The sequence below is a fragment of the Weissella sp. LMG 11983 genome, assembly GCF_025908495.1.
In the GTDB taxonomy this organism is placed as follows: Bacteria; Bacillota; Bacilli; order Lactobacillales; family Lactobacillaceae; genus Weissella; species Weissella fermenti.
Genome location: NZ_JAOZFD010000002.1, coordinates 570917 through 586411, shown reverse-complemented (window position 1 = coordinate 586411; position 15495 = coordinate 570917). Strand labels below are relative to the sequence as shown.

Below are 15495 nucleotides of genomic sequence, written 5' to 3'. Positions count from 1 at the left end.
GTTGCAAGTGACTGGAATGCGGTAAGAAAGGCCACCAACGAGAGTATTAGGAGAGAAATATGACGACGACACTTAGAGCGATTAACTGTAGCTGATGTGAATGAGCTGCGCGAGATTTCAATCGAAACGTTTACAGATACATTCGGCGCTCACTATTTGTGGAAGGTGATCGAGACCGTCCAGAACGATTATGTCTGGACATGGTGGTAATTCGGAGTGGAATGAAAAAAACATGCACGGAATGGTCCCTAGTGGCGTTGTTCACTGGGGAATCTGTTGTTAATGAGTTGCGCTTATAAGAATGTAATTGCCAAGCCGACGAATTCAATCATCCAAATGAATGGCCAGCCAATGCCTTTGAAGAAACTCTTCATCACGCCGGCAAATGTGACATGCCCAGCGTTCTTACGGATGTAGTTCACGATGCCAACGATACCTGAAATCACAAGAATTATGGCTAGAATGATGACTCCGTATGTCAAAATTGTTTGAATGGATAGCATGATTGGTTCCTCCTGAACTGATTTATTGCTGTTAGGATACATGACGTTGGGCAGGTTGTCAGTCATGACAGGGGCAAAGTGCTAGAAATGGCACAAATGTATATGTATTTTTTGTCAGGAAGCTTCGTGGCTTAATGGGCGTGCACGTTGTATAATTGAAAGCATTATGAATAAGATTTTACAAGAACAATTTTTCGTTGATAATCTATCAGCGCAACAAGAAGCCGTTATTTCTAACATGAACGCCTACATTGGGGATGGTTTGAAGCAAAATGATTCACCGCGTGGCCATTATCCAAGGTGCTGCCGGTACTGGTAAGTCAGTTGTTTTGATGAACTTGGTTACCAAGTATATGACTGATAAGCGTTACAAGACTGCATTGGTTGTTAACCACCCTGAGCTATTCAAGGCCTACAAGGATTTGGCCGTTGATATTCCAGGTATGCGCGATAAGGACATTACGCGTCCGACGCCATTGATTAACAACGCGCAAAAGCGTAACTGGAAGTACGATGTTATTTTCGTTGACGAAGCGCACTTGCTATTGTCAAAGCCAGAGCCATACATGCACTACAATGGTGAAAACCAATTGCAGGACTTGATGGATTTGGCTAAGGTTGTGGTCGTGGTTTACGACTTCGCCCAAGTGTTCCAATCAAAGATGTACTGGGATAAGGACTTGCTATTTAAGACGATTGGCAAGCACCCATATCACCAATTCGACATGGACTTCCAATACCGTATGGTGGCCAGCCAAGAACAAGTGGACTGGATGGATGATTTGACGGCTGAAAAGCCATTGCACCCATTCCCAAACAATTCTGATTTTGAATTCAAGGTCTTTGACAAGGCGGGTGATTTGTACGAAGCCATTAAGGCGAAGAACAAGGAATTCGGTCAAAGTCGTGTTGTTGCAACGTCAGGATTCCCACGTATTGATGGACGCCACAACGTTGAAATGGATACGTTTAACTTGCCTTGGGACGAGTGGGATCCACAACGTACGCACTGGGCCAAGCGTGAGGGTTCAATTACGCAAGTTGGAACGATTTATACGTTGCAAGGATTCGATTTGAACTATTTGGGGATGATTATCGGTCCTTCATTTGGTTACGATCCTAAGACGGATAGCGTGACGATTATTCCTGAAAAGTATTCTCACAAGGAAATTTTCAAGAAGCGTCAAGACCGTAAGTTCACAGAAAAAGAATACAAGGCCTTTATTGCCAACGTTTTGAATGTCTTGATTAAGCGTGGTAAGTATGGCTTGTACTTGACGGCATACGATGACGCCTTGCGTGCACGTTTGCTTGAATTGCAAGAAGAAAATAAGTAAATCTAATTAACGCGTTTAGCTAGTCGGCTAAGCGCGTTTTTGTCTGTGCTATAAAGATTAACTAGTGCGTTGCTGGAAAACTATCAAATCCGCGATAATGATAACGTTTTCACAAATTGAAATAGCCATGTAAGCGTATACAACGGCGTTTCCGGCGTTTATTTGTTCCTTTTTTCACAAATTAGTGCTATAGTTAATGCATTGATAAAAATGATTTAGAGGTAAACGACATGACTGCTGTGATGACGACGAATATTATTAATGTAAACAACCACTTCAACAATGTGCTACGCAAGTTGCGCGCTGGCCAAACGGTTTCATCTGTTGTTCGTGAAGAAGGTTGGGCTGCCCCAGTTTTGGAGCAAATGCAAACATGGTATACGTTTGATTACGAAGACTACATGTCAGATATCCGTACTATCGAAGCCGGTGAGACGCTACGTGATCTTGATTCAACTGAAGATGCTTGCAACTTGTTGATGGTTTACGCTGCAACGCGTCGTGATGGTTTTGACTACAAGGATGCCTACTACGAAATGTGCCGTTTGAATGATGAGTCGTCAGACTACCGTGCGAACGTTTTGGCTGTTATTGAAAACGCAGCTGCTTAATTTAAAATATGACTTTTAACACCTAACTTTGTTTGGATACGAGGTTGGGTGTTTTATTTTGTTATACTTGTGCTTAATAATACGAGGGAGGTGCGCTATGCAAGATGTATTTGATCTACTTAAGGCGCATGCAGATCCGGAAACGGCAGTGGGGATGGCTGCGTATCAACGCAATCAGTTTCAGTTTTTAGGAATTAAAACACCAGTTCGCCGAGAGTTAACCAAACCGTTTATCAAGGCTGCCAAGCAAATTGGCGTGATTGACTGGGATTTTGTAGAGGATGCTTGGGAACAAGATGCCCGTGAATACCAATATGTGGCCTTGGATATGTTGAAAGCACAGATGGATTTGTTGGTTCCTGCTGATTTAGCGCGTTTCCAAGCATTGGCGATGCGTAAGTCATGGTGGGATACAGTTGATAACATGGCGCACGAAGTTGGCCATATTGTTGGCACGTATCCTGAAACAAAAGCAACGATGTTGGCTTGGAGTCGACATGATGACTTTTGGGTGCGTCGTTTGGCGATTCTTCATCAATTGTTTCTGAAGGATCAAACGGATACAGCGTTAATGACGGAAATCCTAACTGCTAATTTTGGTTCGTCTGAGTTTTTCATTAACAAAGCAATCGGCTGGGCATTACGTCAGTATAGTAAAACAAATCCTGATTGGGTGCGTGAGTTTATTGCAACCAATGAAAGCGAAATGGCGCCATTATCAATTCGTGAAGGTAGCAAATATGTGTAGGATAATGACCTGCAAAAAAATAATTACTTTTTTGAGGTTTTAGACTTTACAAACAAAAACAAAGGGCGTATATTTAATTATGTTGTTGAGGCAACGAATTAAATATTGGGCTTATATGCTAATTGGATAAACACCCCGGCTACGAACCGGGTATTGCAGGTTCGAGTCCTGCTAGGCCCATAATGAAACGTCACATCGTGTAACATGATGTGACGTTTTTTTAGTCTGATAATTGACCAATCGTTCAAATATCATTTATAATATTGTTGAACGATTGGTCAATTAAACGTTTTGAAAGGAGATTTCATGACAAGGCAACGGAATTTTGACAAGGCTGCGATGGCCGTTAAATTAATGCCGGTCTTCACAGGTCACGGATACGAAGGCGCGTCGGTTTCTGAATTAGTGACGGTATCAGGTTTACTACGTGGCAGTTTATATGCGGCATATGGTAGTAAGTTAGGCATTTTTGTTGCAGGGTTAGAGCAGTTGCCACCTATCACCAAATTGACGGATGAACAATTAGACTTTGTTATTGTGGGATTGTTAGAGGTGGCGCCAAATAATCCGGTTGTGAAAGACTTTTTCAAAAAATATTTAGCAACCGCGGATAAAAATGAATTGGCACTAAAAATTGGTTCGGTAATTTTGGCGAAGACAAATTAAATGGGAGGGTGTTATGGCAATTAATTCAATTACTTTTGGGGAACAATCATTAACGGTTACTGTTAATGGCATTGATAAGATGTGGAGTTTTAAGAGTGAGTTGGTCATTCCTTATTATCACGTAGCTGGTGCAACCTTGGATAAAGATGTTTTAGCGGATTACAAAGGGATTCGCTGGCCTGGGTTATCGATTCCGGGAAAGTACGCCGGTACGTTCATCCTGCATGGCGAAAAGACATTTTATAATGCGGAAGTTGGTGAGGATGACGTCATTGTCATTCAACTGCACGATGAAGAATACGTGCGTTTAGTTCTGAGCGTTGATAATGGCGCGGATGTTGTGAACCAGATTAACCAACGTGTGATGTAGGCTAAACTAATAAAGCGACCTCGAAAATGAGGTCGCTTTATTAGTTATGACGGATATCAGTGAGCATATTCTCCCTCGTTTTTTGCTCGGGATCAAGCATACCGAACAGAAAAATTTCAGAAAATTGGGGCATTAAATCTGGCATTAAATTCATATTGAAATGTTTCATATTTTCTTTGGATCCGAAGAAAGAAATCCACATTTGGAAATACAACATCAATGCTTCGTCTGACAAGGTGGGACTAATCAGGTGCAAATGACGCAGACGCGTGATCAAGTGACGCCAATATGTTCTAACCCGCTCTTGATAGTAATTGTAGACATCAAAATCACCATGTTGACCAGAAAATTCGTTAGTAAAGTCAGCAATCAAACGGGGAGAGAAGGGGCCTTGTTCTAATTTTTGGTTGATTAGCGTAGCCAAATCTTGTGCAGTGAAGTTCTCTTTATCCGCCAATTGTGCTTCATACTTGGAAACGGTAGTATCGATGGCATTGATTGCAATGGTTTTAAAGACGGCGTGCTTATCGGCAAAATATTGGTAAAAAGTCGCCGATGGCATATTGGCAGCCTGAATGACCTGACGGGTGGTTGTTGCGTCATAACCTTGTTGATCAAATAAGTGGATGGCGTTGTCAAGAATGGTGGCACGTCGTTTTTCTTTGTTTTGTTCGCGTTTAGATATCATCGGTTAAGCTCCTCGCTATAACGGCTTTTTTCAGGAATAAGAAGTTGTGTGTTTAGTTATCTTGGCCTAAAACTAAAACAAATCATGAATAATGTTTGCTTTTCGTTGTAAAGCATACCACACTTGGACCATAATAATCGTGTTAATTGAAAGGGCGATATTATGAGAGACGAAGTATTAGTAGTTAAGGATTTACAGAAGCGATTTGCTCTTATGATGAGATTCCGGACTAGTTTTTCTAGTTTGGTAAAATATCATCATAGGAGTATTTTTATTTATGGTTACACGTTATGAAGAGGACTTTAAAAAGTCCATCGTGGAGATGGTTAAAGCGGGCCGTCGGCCCGATGAATTATCCAAGGAATACGGTCCTTCAGCCGATTCAATTCGGAATTGGGTCAAAAAATATGCGCCTGTAGAAGTGAATGGCGAATCAATATCAGCTGATGAATTGAAGAAGTTGCGTAAGGAAAACGCAATTTTGAAAGAAGAGCTCGAAATTTTAAAACGTGCGGCGGTGTTGCTGGCAAAACATTAGTTTTGCGCGGTAGAAGTGTTGTTTTACCAATTATCCACAAAAATTTGGTACAGGGGCACCGCATCACACGCGTTCTGAGTGCTTTGAAAATTCCAATGTCCACTTACTCTGACTGGATCCATTGGGAGCCGAGCGCACAAGAAATACAACACAACAAATTGAGAATTGCCGTCGAATCAATTTACACAGCCAATAAAGGCATTTATGGTTATCGACGAATTGCTAAAACCATGCGCGACTTATTCAAACTAGCAATCAGCGACCGCTTTGTATGGCAATTGATGAGTGAAGCTGGCTTGAAATCGCGTATGCAAAAGCGATATAACAAGCCTACAACAGTCAATGACAAAGATCAGATGCCAAATCTCATTATCAATCTGGATGACCTAAGTGGCGTAATTACAACTGACATTACGTATATCCAGTTGACCGATAAGACATGGGTTTACATGGCTAGTGCATATGATCCGGAAGACCGTAAGGTGCTGTCGTATCGAATCGCAGATACGATGACAGCTCAACTAGCAACCTCAGTAATCGTTAAGGCGCTAAGACGAGGTGAAAAACCACTGTATGTGCATAGCGATATGGGAAGCCAGTATACCAGCGAATTGTTTGAAAATACACTGGAGTCCATAGGTATTAGGCACTCTTACTCCCGTAAAGGGCACCCTTACGATAATGCCCGCATCGAAAGTTTTCACTCGTTACTCAAGAGGGAGCTGATCTACCAACAGGATTTCGAGAGTATCGCTGATGTGCAAGCCGCTGTTGGATGGTACGTCAACTGGTATAACAACAATCGTATATCACTCCGTGATGCCGCCTAGACCAATTTCTAGATGATATAAACGCGATTATACAAATTTGCCTATACACCGGCGTTTACAAGCACTGACTTTGTGAAGTCCAAAAATCACTCTGACCAGTGCTTATTTGCTATACCCTCAGACTTGTGAAATTCAACAAAATCCAAACTAGACCACCGTAACTCCATAGCCTCCGGCAGGCACAGGGGCAAAACCCCTGGACCCCATTAAAAAATGACCCAAAATCTGTACGAAATCAGGTCATTTTGAAAAATTTTCGTGGTACGAGCCCTAGCGGGCTCTAAAAAGAGGTCCGGAGTCTTGACATCAGAGCCAATTCAAACTTTTTGATTAGTGCGTCAACTTTGTCCGTGCGTTGGTGGCCACCCAGCTTCAAAAGCAAATCAATAATTTCACCACCGGTTAAGTTCGGCCATAAAAACACATCACCCGGTACGTACGCTAGTTGCTTGTGAACGTTCACAACATTCTTCGTTGCGTCCTCACCAAGTAATTTGATTTCGCCACCATCCTTGTGTAGCAATCCCAAAATTGTACGAATCGTGGTTGACTTACCAGCCCCGTTTGGTCCAAGAAAGCCAAATACCTCACCCTCGCGAACTTCAAAGGAAACATTTTGCAATGCTTGAAATTTGCCGAATGGCTCTGATGTCAAGACTCCGGACCTCTTTTTAGAGCCCGCTAGGGCTCGTACCACGAAAATTTTTCAAAATGACCTGATTTCGTACAGATTTTGGGTCATTTTTTAATGGGGTCCAGGGGTTTTGCCCCTGTGCCTGCCGGAGGCTATGGAGTTACGGTGGTCTAGTTTGGATTTTGTTGAATTTCACAAGTCTGAGGGTATAGCAAATAAGCACTTGTCAGAGTGATTTTTGGACTTCACAAAGTCAGTGCTTGTAAACGCCGGTGTATAGGCAAATTTGTATAATCGCGTTTATGTCATCTAGAAATTGGTCTAGGCGGCATCACGGAGTGATATACGATTGTTGTTATACCAGTTGACGTACCATCCAACAGCGGCTTGCACATCAGCGATACTCTCGAAATCCTGTTGGTAGATCAGCTCCCTCTTGAGTAACGAGTGAAAACTTTCGATGCGGGCATTATCGTAAGGGTGCCCTTTACGGGAGTAAGAGTGCCTAATACCTATGGACTCCAGTGTATTTTCAAACAATTCGCTGGTATACTGGCTTCCCATATCGCTATGCACATACAGTGGTTTTTCACCTCGTCTTAGCGCCTTAACGATTACTGAGGTTGCTAGTTGAGCTGTCATCGTATCTGCGATTCGATACGACAGCACCTTACGGTCTTCCGGATCATATGCACTAGCCATGTAAACCCATGTCTTATCGGTCAACTGGATATACGTAATGTCAGTTGTAATTACGCCACTTAGGTCATCCAGATTGATAATGAGATTTGGCATCTGATCTTTGTCATTGACTGTTGTAGGCTTGTTATATCGCTTTTGCATACGCGATTTCAAGCCAGCTTCACTCATCAATTGCCATACAAAGCGGTCGCTGATTGCTAGTTTGAATAAGTCGCGCATGGTTTTAGCAATTCGTCGATAACCATAAATGCCTTTATTGGCTGTGTAAATTGATTCGACGGCAATTCTCAATTTGTTGTGTTGTATTTCTTGTGCGCTCGGCTCCCAATGGATCCAGTCAGAGTAAGTGGACATTGGAATTTTCAAAGCACTCAGAACGCGTGTGATGCGGTGCCCCTGTACCAAATTTTTGTGGATAATTGGTAAAACAACACTTCTACCGCGCAAAACTAATGTTTTGCCAGCAACACCGCCGCACGTTTTAAAATTTCGAGCTCTTCTTTCAAAATTGCGTTTTCCTTACGCAACTTCTTCAATTCATCAGCTGATATTGATTCGCCATTCACTTCTACAGGCGCATATTTTTTGACCCAATTCCGAATTAAATTGGCTGAAGGACCGTATTCCTTGGATAATTCATCGGGCCGACGGCCCGCTTTAACCATCTCCACGATGGACTTTTTAAAGTCCTCTTCATAACGTGTAACCATAAATAAAAATACTCCTATGATGATATTTTACCAAACTAGAAAAACTAGTCCGGAATCTCATCATAAGAGCAATTGGACCCCAAAAAGAAAGCTCACACTTATTCGAAGCGGAATCGTCAAAAGGTAGCCTTAATAGCTGCATTTGCTACAGATGTACCGTTTTACATTTTTGACGAGCCAACATCGGGCCTTGATCCGTTGCAAGAACGAAATTTCCAAGAAGAAGTGATGGCATTGAAAGCGGCCGGAAAAACAATATTGTTGAGCTCACACATTTTATCAGAAGTTGAAAAGATGGTGGATCGAGTGGCAATTATTCGTAAAGGCCGAATTATTGAAACGGGTGCTTTAAGTGACATGCAAGGACGCGCTGAATTGAACGTCAGAGCGACAGTCAGCAATCCTGCTGTTTTGAGTGAGTTTGAAGGATTCGAACGAGACGGCGATGAGGTCGCGTTTACCGTTGCGCGAGACGACTTGGCAACTATGATGACACAACTGAATGCTGCTGGAGTCACTGATTTAAAGGTGACACCACCAACGTTAGAAGACTTGTTCATGCAATATTATGATGCGGAGGACGAGCAAAATGGCTAACTTGGGACGGTTATTGTGGGCGAATTTGCGCAGTGACTTGAAGCTCATTGTGGTCTGGGTATTGATTAACGCAACGATGATTGTCTCAGGGCTAGCCAAATTGGTGAAGTTGTACGGTAGCGATGCTGATATCGAGAAACTGCGACAAATGCTAGATACGCCAATGATGGTCGCGTTATTTGCTAAAATGCCAACCGTGCAGCATCTCAATGTTGCTATTCTATTGGGTGCTGTCATGTTGCCGATGATGGGCGCCTTGATTGGCCTGATGAGCGTGCAACTGGCAGTACGTGGCACTCGAAAAATGGAAGAGTCAGGTGAAACTGAGTTGATTTTAGCAACTGCGACGGCGAAAATTGTGCCCATCGCCGCTGTTGCACTCGAATTGTTGCTTGTTAATTTAATTAATGCTCTTGGCATGTATGTTGCTTGGTTATCAATTCCAATGCATGGTGGTAGCCAGACCGGATATATTGTGTTTGTCGGTTTAATGGCCGCGTTTGGGGTGCTGATGGGCGGCTTAACGTTGATTGGCACACAATTGTTTGCTGACAGTCGTTCTGCCAATTTCTTTGGGTACGGGTTGTTAGCTGGGTTGTACTTTTTGCGGTCTTTAATTGACGTTAAAAAGTGGGACGGCCTCGCTTGGTTGTCACCCTTTAATTGGCTAGAGGCCGCTAAAGTGTTTGAGAATAACGATAGTTGGGGTGTCTGGTTGATGACCGGTCTTGGCGTTGTCTTTGCCATCTTCGCTATTATTATGGCTCGCAGTCGTGATATGGGGGCAGGACTACTTGCGTCTACTGGTCGTGGTCGCGTTACAGCGCCGGCTACGTTACGTGGTTTTTCAACACTATTCGTGCACGTACAAAGCAAATTGGTTATTGGCTGGATGGTGGCAATTGTTGTCTTTGCCGCCATGTTTGGGAGTATCTTCAGTAATGTGCAAGACTTACTGGGCGGTAGTGCCCAAATTGATAAAATCATGGGGGTTCAGGCGACTAAAACAATGGCGAACACGCTCTATGCTCATTTTCTTGAGATGATTGCAATGTTCATATTGTTCTTTGTCGCCTTGATGGGACTGAACCTCATGCAACGTTACAATCAAGATAGGCGTAATGGGTCATTAGATTTGTTAAGTGGACAACCAGTCAGTCGCGCCAAGCTGTATTGGACGTACACACTGACACCATTGTTAATTGGCATAGCGGTATACATCGTTGGGGTGATCATTGTCTGGCAAGTTGCGAATAGTATGATTTCAGGGTCATTAGCATCCTATCAGATTCAACGCCTGCTGGGTTACTTGCCAACTTTGACTGTGTATATCGGTATCGGTGCGTTCGTACTTGGCTGGCTGCCAAAGTTTTTTAGCGTTTTGTATGCTTACTACGGCATTTTCTTCCTGCTAACATACTTGCGGAATATGTTCGGTTTTTCAAAGTGGTTCGTTCGGTTGTCACCCTTAGGCTGGTCAGCAAATATTCCGGTTACTGCACCTGCCACAACAATTGTTATCGGACAAATTATCGTGGCAATCGTGCTACTTTGGCTTGGGTTTATCGGGTTCAAGAAACGGGACTTAGTAAGCTGAGATTAAAATTCTTGACAAGTCAAAACAGTTGACTTTAGATTAGTAGGTAGATACTATCAACTTGTACCATCGTATTAAATGACAAAAGGGGGAATTTGATATGGCTTTGGATGATAAGCTTGATGGATTGAAGGATGAAGTAGTCGGTAAGGCGAAGGAAGTTGAAGGTAAGGTAACTGGTGACGATCTTCGGGAGACTGAAGGTAAGGCACAAGGGTTGCTTGGTAAGGCCAAGGACAAGTTGGCCGATGCAAAGGACGCAGCCAGCGATGTTGTTGATGACATCAAGGAAAAGTTCGATAAGTAAATAGTTTTGAGTATTATCGAGGCAACTGATTTCACGTTGATGAAGTCGGTGGCCTTTTTGTTTGCAGATATTATATCTGGTGGACAACGTGTTATTTGTTGATATACTAAAGTTACCTAAATAAATGTATGCGCTTTCTTTATCAACAATTATGGAGTGAAAAATGACGCAACCTAAACTATTTCTTGACATGGATAATGTGCTTGTCGACACGTTGTCTGTGTTAAATCAGATTGATATGAGCAAAGAGTCAGTCGTTAAGCCGGATCAAATTCCAGGCATTTTTCGAGATTTGCCACCAATTCCAGGGGTGATTGAAGCTGTTAATCGCCTGGCTAATGAGTATGAGATTTACATTCTATCAACCGCGCCTTGGCACAATCCAAGTGCGTGGCAAGATAAACTCATTTGGTTACAACACTATTTTGGTGCGGGCGAAGATAGTCCTTTGTACAAACACGTTATAATGGCACACGATAAAAGTGTCGCCCATTATGGTGGTGGCATCTTGGTTGACGATCGTCCGTACCACGGGGCGAGTGACTGGGATGACGAGACTAGTGACAGTGTTTGGTTGCAGTTTGGTGCTGACCCACGACTGGTTTGGGACGATGAACTAGTTGACTTCTTGATGGATGTTTCACAAGTTCAAGATGTGACAGAAAACTTACGTGAAGCAGTTAAGGTCGTTGCAGAACGTGGCCATTTTAATGTTCATGGTGATAAAGCGACGTTTGATAAGGCCCACTGGGAATAAAAATAAGTTGATTTGAGCTATCCAAAGCGATTGGATAGCTCTTTTTTTGGTTGTGAATGAATGTTTTTGCATGAAAAACGTTGCAAACCAAACCAAATAACACTATAGTTACAGCTGAAAAGGAAGCGCTTACATTTTATAACGGGTAATTAAAACATGATGATTTCGGAAAGACATGACAAGATTCTGGCACTGTTGAATAAACGGGGGCGGATTTCGATACAAGAATTGCAACAATTAATGTTGGTTTCAGTATCAACATTACGACGTGATTTGGATCAGTTAGCCGAGTCTGGTGAGGTACAACGAATTCATGGTGGGGTGGAACTAACCAAACAACAACAGACACTCCAACATGAAGCGTTGTTAAGCCAGAAGAATGAAATGAACCTATCGGCGAAGCAAGTCATTGCAAGGACGGCGATGCGAGAGTTGCATGGTGGTGAAACAATCTACTTGGATGCTGGGTCAACCACAGGTGCCATGATTGCATTATTAGGTAATTTGCAACCCGCGCCTCAGGTCGTTACAAATTCAGTCCACCACGCATCGCAATTAGCAGATTTGATGGTGCCAGTGATTATCATTGGTGGCCAAGTTAAATTGTCAACAAATGCAACGATTGGTGCGACAGCTGCCGAGCAATTAGGTCAACTGGCCTTTGATGTTAGTTTTCTGGGTGCTGATGCCGTGAATGCTGAGATGGGAATCATGACACCGGATTTAGAAGAGGCGACTATCAAAAAGTTGGTGATTAACCGGTCGAATAAAGTCTTTGTATTAGCAGATAATAGCAAGTTTGATCGCGTCGCTTTTGCCAAGGTGAGTGATTTAGCTGATATTACTTTGATTACCGATAAGTCGTTAGCATCCGCTCCGGCCTATCAGGCAAAAACCGATATCATCGTAGGGGGAGAATCATGATATATACAGTCACATTAAATCCATCCATTGATTATGTTATGGAGGTAGCCAACTACCAAAGTGGTATGACGAATCGTGCAGGAAAAGCGATTGCTTATCCAGGTGGGAAAGGCATTAATGTTATTCGGATATTGATGGCTAACGGGATTGAAGCCACGGCGTTAGGTTTCTTGGGCGGCTACACCGGCGAATTTATAAGTCGTACTTTAGATGGTCTTGGTCTGAAAACTAAATTTACGCCAATTGCAGATACCACGCGCATTAACGTGAAACTGAAAGGGCAGTCTGAGACAGAAATCAATGCACCTGGACCGGTGGTCACAATGGCAGAATGGGAAGGCTTTAAACAAGTTTTTCATCAGTTAACGCCGGCAGATATCGTGATATTTTCTGGTAGTGCACCTAGTAGCTTGCCAGTCGGAGCGTACGATGAATTGATTGCGCTGGTACTTGAGAAACAGGCACGATTTGTAATCGATACAACTGGTGATGACTTGCAACGCGCTTTGCCGGCAAAGCCAATATTAGTTAAACCCAATCGAGACGAAGTGCAGGCACTGTTTAATCTGGCAGATACTAGTATGCCTAGTTTACAGGCCGCGGGTCGCCAGTTGATTGATGCCGGTGCCCAAAATGCCATTATTTCGTTGGGAGGTGACGGGGCTTTGTTATTCACAGCTGAGCATACGTATTTTGCCCGCCCAATCGTCGGACAAGTCAAGAATTCAGTTGGGGCTGGTGATTCAATGATTGGGGGATTCGTTGCATCGTGGGCGACATCTGCGGATGTGGTCGCTGCGTTCTCGTTAGGGGTCGCTAGTGCAACAGCCACGACGTTCAGCGACGATATTGCCACGCCGGCGAAAATTAAAGAGATTCAGAATAATGTTGAAGTAGTTGAAATTTAATTGATTATGGGGGAGTAATCATGCGCATTAATGAATTGTTAGCAGCCGAAACCATGATTTTGGATTTGCGAGCAACAGATAAGGTGGGAGCATTTCGGGAAATGATTGCCGGTTTGAAACGGACTGGTCGTATTTCAAATGAAAGTGAGTTTTTAGAGGGGATTTTGGCGCGCGAGGCACAGACATCGACGGGGTTAGGTGACGGTATTGGGATTCCGCACGCGAAGAACGCCGCGGTTCTTAAGCCGACGATTGTATTTGGCAGGTCAGCAGCTGGGGTTGATTACGACGCTTTGGACGGCCAACCAGTTCATTTAATCTTTATGATTGCTGTACCGGACACCGCGAGTAATACCCACCTAGAGGAGCTGGCTAATTTATCACGTTTTTTGTTACAGGATGGGTTCACGGATCAGTTGATGCGGGCAACGACCCCAGCTGATGTCCGTGACTTGTTTGATGAATCAGCACCGGAAGAAATTGGCGCAGATATAGCAGGCGTTAACCAAAACGCACCGTTGTTAGTAGTCGTGACAGCATGTACGACTGGAATTGCCCACACTTACATGGCCGAGGAAGCACTAAAAAAGCAAGCTGTTGCGATGGGAGTTCGTATTAAGGTCGAAACTAACGGTGCTAGTGGTGTTGGCAACAAGTTAAGTGATCAAGATATCGCTGAGGCGGCAGGTGTTATCGTCGCGGCTGACAAAAAGGTTGAGATGGCTCGTTTTGCTAATAAGCCTTTGGTCAATGTGCCGGTTGCTGAAGGGATTCGCCATCCTGAGTCCTTGATTGATAAGGCTTTATCTGGGGATGCCCCAATTTACGAAACATCAAAGACGGCTTCTTCAAGTGTGAGTGATGAAAAGATGTCAATAGGGAAAGCGTTTTATCGTCATTTGATGAGTGGTGTCTCGAGCATGTTGCCATTCGTTATCGGTGGTGGAATTGCGATTGCGTTGGCCTTCCTAATTGACCAGAGTCTAGGGGTACCACATGATGCATTGTCACAACTTGGAACGTACCACCCAGCCGCCGCATTTTTCAAGCAAATCGGAAATACGGCATTCAATTTTATGTTGCCAGTTTTGGCAGGGTACATCGCATATTCAATCGCTGAAAAGCCTGGGTTAGTGGTTGGTTTTGTTGCCGGTGCGCTTGCGGCCAATGGATACAGTATTTTCAATGTGGGATTAGATGCGAGTCATCAACCAGTGCCATCAGGATTCTTGGGTGCTTTGGTCGGTGGATTCTTGGCCGGTGGCGTGATGTTGGTTATGAAGCGTCTATTTGCTGGTTTGCCAAAGGCATTGGACGGAATTAAATCAATTCTCTTCTTCCCAGTGTTTGGGGTACTTGTGACCGGATTCTTGATGCTCCTAGTGAACATTCCGATGTCAGCCATTAATAGTGGATTGAACGGCTTCCTGTCTGGTTTGAACGGGACCAATGCTATTTTGCTTGGGGCTTTGCTTGGCGGGATGGAAGCGATTGATATGGGTGGACCTGTTAACAAGGCCGCGTATGTCTTTGGAACTGGAACATTAGCTGCGAGTGTTGCATCTGGTGGCTCAACCGTGATGGCTGCTGTCATGGCCGGTGGTATGGTGCCACCGTTGGCAATTTTCGTGGCAACGCTATTGTTCAAGCGTAAGTTTAGTCAAAAGAATCGCGAAGCTGGCTTGACCAATATTGTGATGGGACTAAGTTTTATTACTGAAGGGGCCATCCCATTTGCAGCCGCAGACCCAGCACGTGCTATTCCAAGCTTCGTGGCTGGATCAGCTTTGGCGGGTGGATTAGTTGGTTTGGCAGGCATTAAGTTGCTTGCCCCACACGGTGGTATCTTTGTGGTCGCCTTGACGAACTCACCATTCCTATATCTACTCTTTGTAGCGATTGGTGCAGTTGTGGCAGGCGTTATTTACGGCCTACTTAAAGTACCAGACAATCAATAATTGCTAATTAAACAAAAGTAAAAACAGCGTGAAATACAGTGGTCACGCTGTTTTTTTGTCGTTTCTGACACAAAAAATATGCCAAACATATACACATTTAGTAAGTGGGT

At 43.6% G+C, this 15495-nt stretch carries 17 protein-coding genes, 1 tRNA gene and 2 pseudogenes; 15 read left to right on the top strand and 5 right to left on the bottom strand.

Annotated elements, in window-relative coordinates:
- Positions 1 to 293: 293 nt before the first annotated feature.
- Positions 294 to 503, bottom strand: coding sequence for a hypothetical protein (locus OIT45_RS12530; RefSeq protein WP_199404929.1), 210 nt, complete (start codon positions 501 to 503; stop codon positions 294 to 296).
- A 166-nt stretch (positions 504 to 669) separates the two neighbouring features.
- On the opposite strand from OIT45_RS12530, the pseudogene OIT45_RS12525 reads away from it, so the two are divergent.
- The 6 genes and pseudogenes from OIT45_RS12525 to OIT45_RS12500 all read left to right on the top strand — a co-directional run bounded on the left by OIT45_RS12525 (position 670) and on the right by OIT45_RS12500 (position 4235).
- A pseudogene (locus OIT45_RS12525) lies at positions 670 to 1840 on the top strand (DUF2075 domain-containing protein).
- 230 nt (positions 1841 to 2070) lie between these two features.
- Positions 2071 to 2451: a hypothetical protein gene (locus OIT45_RS12520; protein ID WP_199404931.1), complete on the top strand. Its 381-nt coding sequence runs from the start codon at positions 2071 to 2073 to the stop codon at positions 2449 to 2451.
- 97 nt (positions 2452 to 2548) lie between these two features.
- Positions 2549 to 3199, top strand: a complete 651-nt coding sequence (locus OIT45_RS12515; protein ID WP_199404932.1) for a DNA alkylation repair protein — start codon at positions 2549 to 2551, stop codon at positions 3197 to 3199.
- Between the two features lie 107 nt (positions 3200 to 3306).
- Positions 3307 to 3379 (top strand) — tRNA-Arg (locus OIT45_RS12510).
- A 126-nt stretch (positions 3380 to 3505) separates the two neighbouring features.
- Complete coding sequence (locus OIT45_RS12505; RefSeq protein ID WP_264339744.1) at positions 3506 to 3865, top strand: TetR/AcrR family transcriptional regulator; 360 nt, start codon at positions 3506 to 3508, stop codon at positions 3863 to 3865.
- Positions 3866 to 3878: 13 nt separating this feature from the next.
- Positions 3879 to 4235, top strand: a complete 357-nt coding sequence (locus OIT45_RS12500; RefSeq protein ID WP_264340108.1) for a PH domain-containing protein — start codon at positions 3879 to 3881, stop codon at positions 4233 to 4235.
- A 40-nt stretch (positions 4236 to 4275) separates the two neighbouring features.
- On the opposite strand, the gene OIT45_RS12495 is transcribed toward OIT45_RS12500, so the two are convergent.
- Positions 4276 to 4923, bottom strand: a complete 648-nt coding sequence (locus OIT45_RS12495) for a TetR/AcrR family transcriptional regulator (protein ID WP_199404935.1) — start codon at positions 4921 to 4923, stop codon at positions 4276 to 4278.
- 277 nt (positions 4924 to 5200) lie between these two features.
- Here OIT45_RS12495 and OIT45_RS12490 point away from each other — a divergent pair, with 277 nt between their 5' ends.
- Together OIT45_RS12490 and OIT45_RS12485 are read left to right on the top strand one after the other, a co-directional pair.
- Positions 5201 to 5461, top strand: coding sequence for a transposase (locus OIT45_RS12490; protein WP_199404344.1), 261 nt, complete (start codon positions 5201 to 5203; stop codon positions 5459 to 5461).
- Between the two features lie 2 nt (positions 5462 to 5463).
- Positions 5464 to 6291, top strand: coding sequence for an IS3 family transposase (locus OIT45_RS12485; protein WP_264329899.1), 828 nt, complete (start codon positions 5464 to 5466; stop codon positions 6289 to 6291).
- Positions 6292 to 6580: 289 nt separating this feature from the next.
- Here OIT45_RS12485 and OIT45_RS12480 read toward each other — a convergent pair.
- From OIT45_RS12480 to OIT45_RS12470, 3 genes and pseudogenes are all read right to left on the bottom strand, one after another.
- Positions 6581 to 6946 (bottom strand): annotated as a pseudogene (locus tag OIT45_RS12480) (ATP-binding cassette domain-containing protein); the annotation flags it as partial.
- A gap of 300 nt (positions 6947 to 7246) precedes the next feature.
- Positions 7247 to 8074, bottom strand: coding sequence for an IS3 family transposase (locus OIT45_RS12475; RefSeq protein ID WP_264329899.1), 828 nt, complete (start codon positions 8072 to 8074; stop codon positions 7247 to 7249).
- Positions 8075 to 8076: 2 nt separating this feature from the next.
- Positions 8077 to 8337, bottom strand: coding sequence for a transposase (locus tag OIT45_RS12470; RefSeq protein WP_264329910.1), 261 nt, complete (start codon positions 8335 to 8337; stop codon positions 8077 to 8079).
- 198 nt (positions 8338 to 8535) lie between these two features.
- Here OIT45_RS12470 and OIT45_RS12465 point away from each other — a divergent pair, with 198 nt between their 5' ends.
- The 7 genes from OIT45_RS12465 (at position 8536) to OIT45_RS12435 (ending at position 15385) form a co-directional block, all read left to right on the top strand.
- Entirely contained in the window at positions 8536 to 8934 is a 399-nt protein-coding gene (locus OIT45_RS12465; protein ID WP_199404954.1) for a hypothetical protein, read from the top strand.
- Positions 8927 to 10531: a hypothetical protein gene (locus tag OIT45_RS12460; protein WP_199404955.1), complete on the top strand. Its 1605-nt coding sequence runs from the start codon at positions 8927 to 8929 to the stop codon at positions 10529 to 10531. The genes OIT45_RS12465 and OIT45_RS12460 overlap by 8 nt, the downstream gene beginning before the upstream one ends.
- Before the next feature lie 100 nt (positions 10532 to 10631).
- Positions 10632 to 10838 carry a CsbD family protein gene (locus tag OIT45_RS12455; protein WP_112465071.1) on the top strand — a complete coding sequence of 69 codons (207 nt, stop codon included), beginning with the start codon at positions 10632 to 10634 and terminating at the stop codon, positions 10836 to 10838.
- A gap of 163 nt (positions 10839 to 11001) precedes the next feature.
- A complete protein-coding gene (locus tag OIT45_RS12450) occupies positions 11002 to 11595 on the top strand; it encodes a 5' nucleotidase, NT5C type (RefSeq protein ID WP_199404956.1) in 594 nt (197 codons plus the stop codon).
- Positions 11596 to 11751: 156 nt separating this feature from the next.
- Positions 11752 to 12519 carry a DeoR/GlpR family DNA-binding transcription regulator gene (locus OIT45_RS12445; RefSeq protein ID WP_199404957.1) on the top strand — a complete coding sequence of 256 codons (768 nt, stop codon included), beginning with the start codon at positions 11752 to 11754 and terminating at the stop codon, positions 12517 to 12519.
- Positions 12516 to 13427, top strand: coding sequence for a 1-phosphofructokinase (gene pfkB, locus OIT45_RS12440; RefSeq protein ID WP_199404958.1), 912 nt, complete (start codon positions 12516 to 12518; stop codon positions 13425 to 13427). The genes OIT45_RS12445 and pfkB overlap by 4 nt, the downstream gene beginning before the upstream one ends.
- 20 nt (positions 13428 to 13447) lie before the next feature.
- Entirely contained in the window at positions 13448 to 15385 is a 1938-nt protein-coding gene (locus OIT45_RS12435; RefSeq protein ID WP_199404959.1) for a fructose-specific PTS transporter subunit EIIC, read from the top strand.
- Positions 15386 to 15495: the final 110 nt, after the last annotated feature.

Bases quoted from the DNA above. Each gene is read 5' to 3' on its own strand.
- OIT45_RS12530 (WP_199404929.1), bottom strand. From the start codon at position 503: ATGCTATCCATTCAAACAATTTTGACATACGGAGTCATCATTCTAGCC.
- OIT45_RS12520 (WP_199404931.1), top strand. From the start codon at position 2,071: ATGACTGCTGTGATGACGACGAATATTATTAATGTAAACAACCACTTC.
- OIT45_RS12515 (WP_199404932.1), top strand. From the start codon at position 2,549: ATGCAAGATGTATTTGATCTACTTAAGGCGCATGCAGATCCGGAAACG.
- OIT45_RS12505 (WP_264339744.1), top strand. From the start codon at position 3,506: ATGACAAGGCAACGGAATTTTGACAAGGCTGCGATGGCCGTTAAATTA.
- OIT45_RS12500 (WP_264340108.1), top strand. From the start codon at position 3,879: ATGGCAATTAATTCAATTACTTTTGGGGAACAATCATTAACGGTTACT.
- OIT45_RS12495 (WP_199404935.1), bottom strand. From the start codon at position 4,923: ATGATATCTAAACGCGAACAAAACAAAGAAAAACGACGTGCCACCATT.
- OIT45_RS12490 (WP_199404344.1), top strand. From the start codon at position 5,201: ATGGTTACACGTTATGAAGAGGACTTTAAAAAGTCCATCGTGGAGATG.
- OIT45_RS12470 (WP_264329910.1), bottom strand. From the start codon at position 8,337: ATGGTTACACGTTATGAAGAGGACTTTAAAAAGTCCATCGTGGAGATG.
- OIT45_RS12460 (WP_199404955.1), top strand. From the start codon at position 8,927: ATGGCTAACTTGGGACGGTTATTGTGGGCGAATTTGCGCAGTGACTTG.
- OIT45_RS12455 (WP_112465071.1), top strand. From the start codon at position 10,632: ATGGCTTTGGATGATAAGCTTGATGGATTGAAGGATGAAGTAGTCGGT.
- OIT45_RS12450 (WP_199404956.1), top strand. From the start codon at position 11,002: ATGACGCAACCTAAACTATTTCTTGACATGGATAATGTGCTTGTCGAC.
- OIT45_RS12445 (WP_199404957.1), top strand. From the start codon at position 11,752: ATGATGATTTCGGAAAGACATGACAAGATTCTGGCACTGTTGAATAAA.
- pfkB (WP_199404958.1), top strand. From the start codon at position 12,516: ATGATATATACAGTCACATTAAATCCATCCATTGATTATGTTATGGAG.
- OIT45_RS12435 (WP_199404959.1), top strand. From the start codon at position 13,448: ATGCGCATTAATGAATTGTTAGCAGCCGAAACCATGATTTTGGATTTG.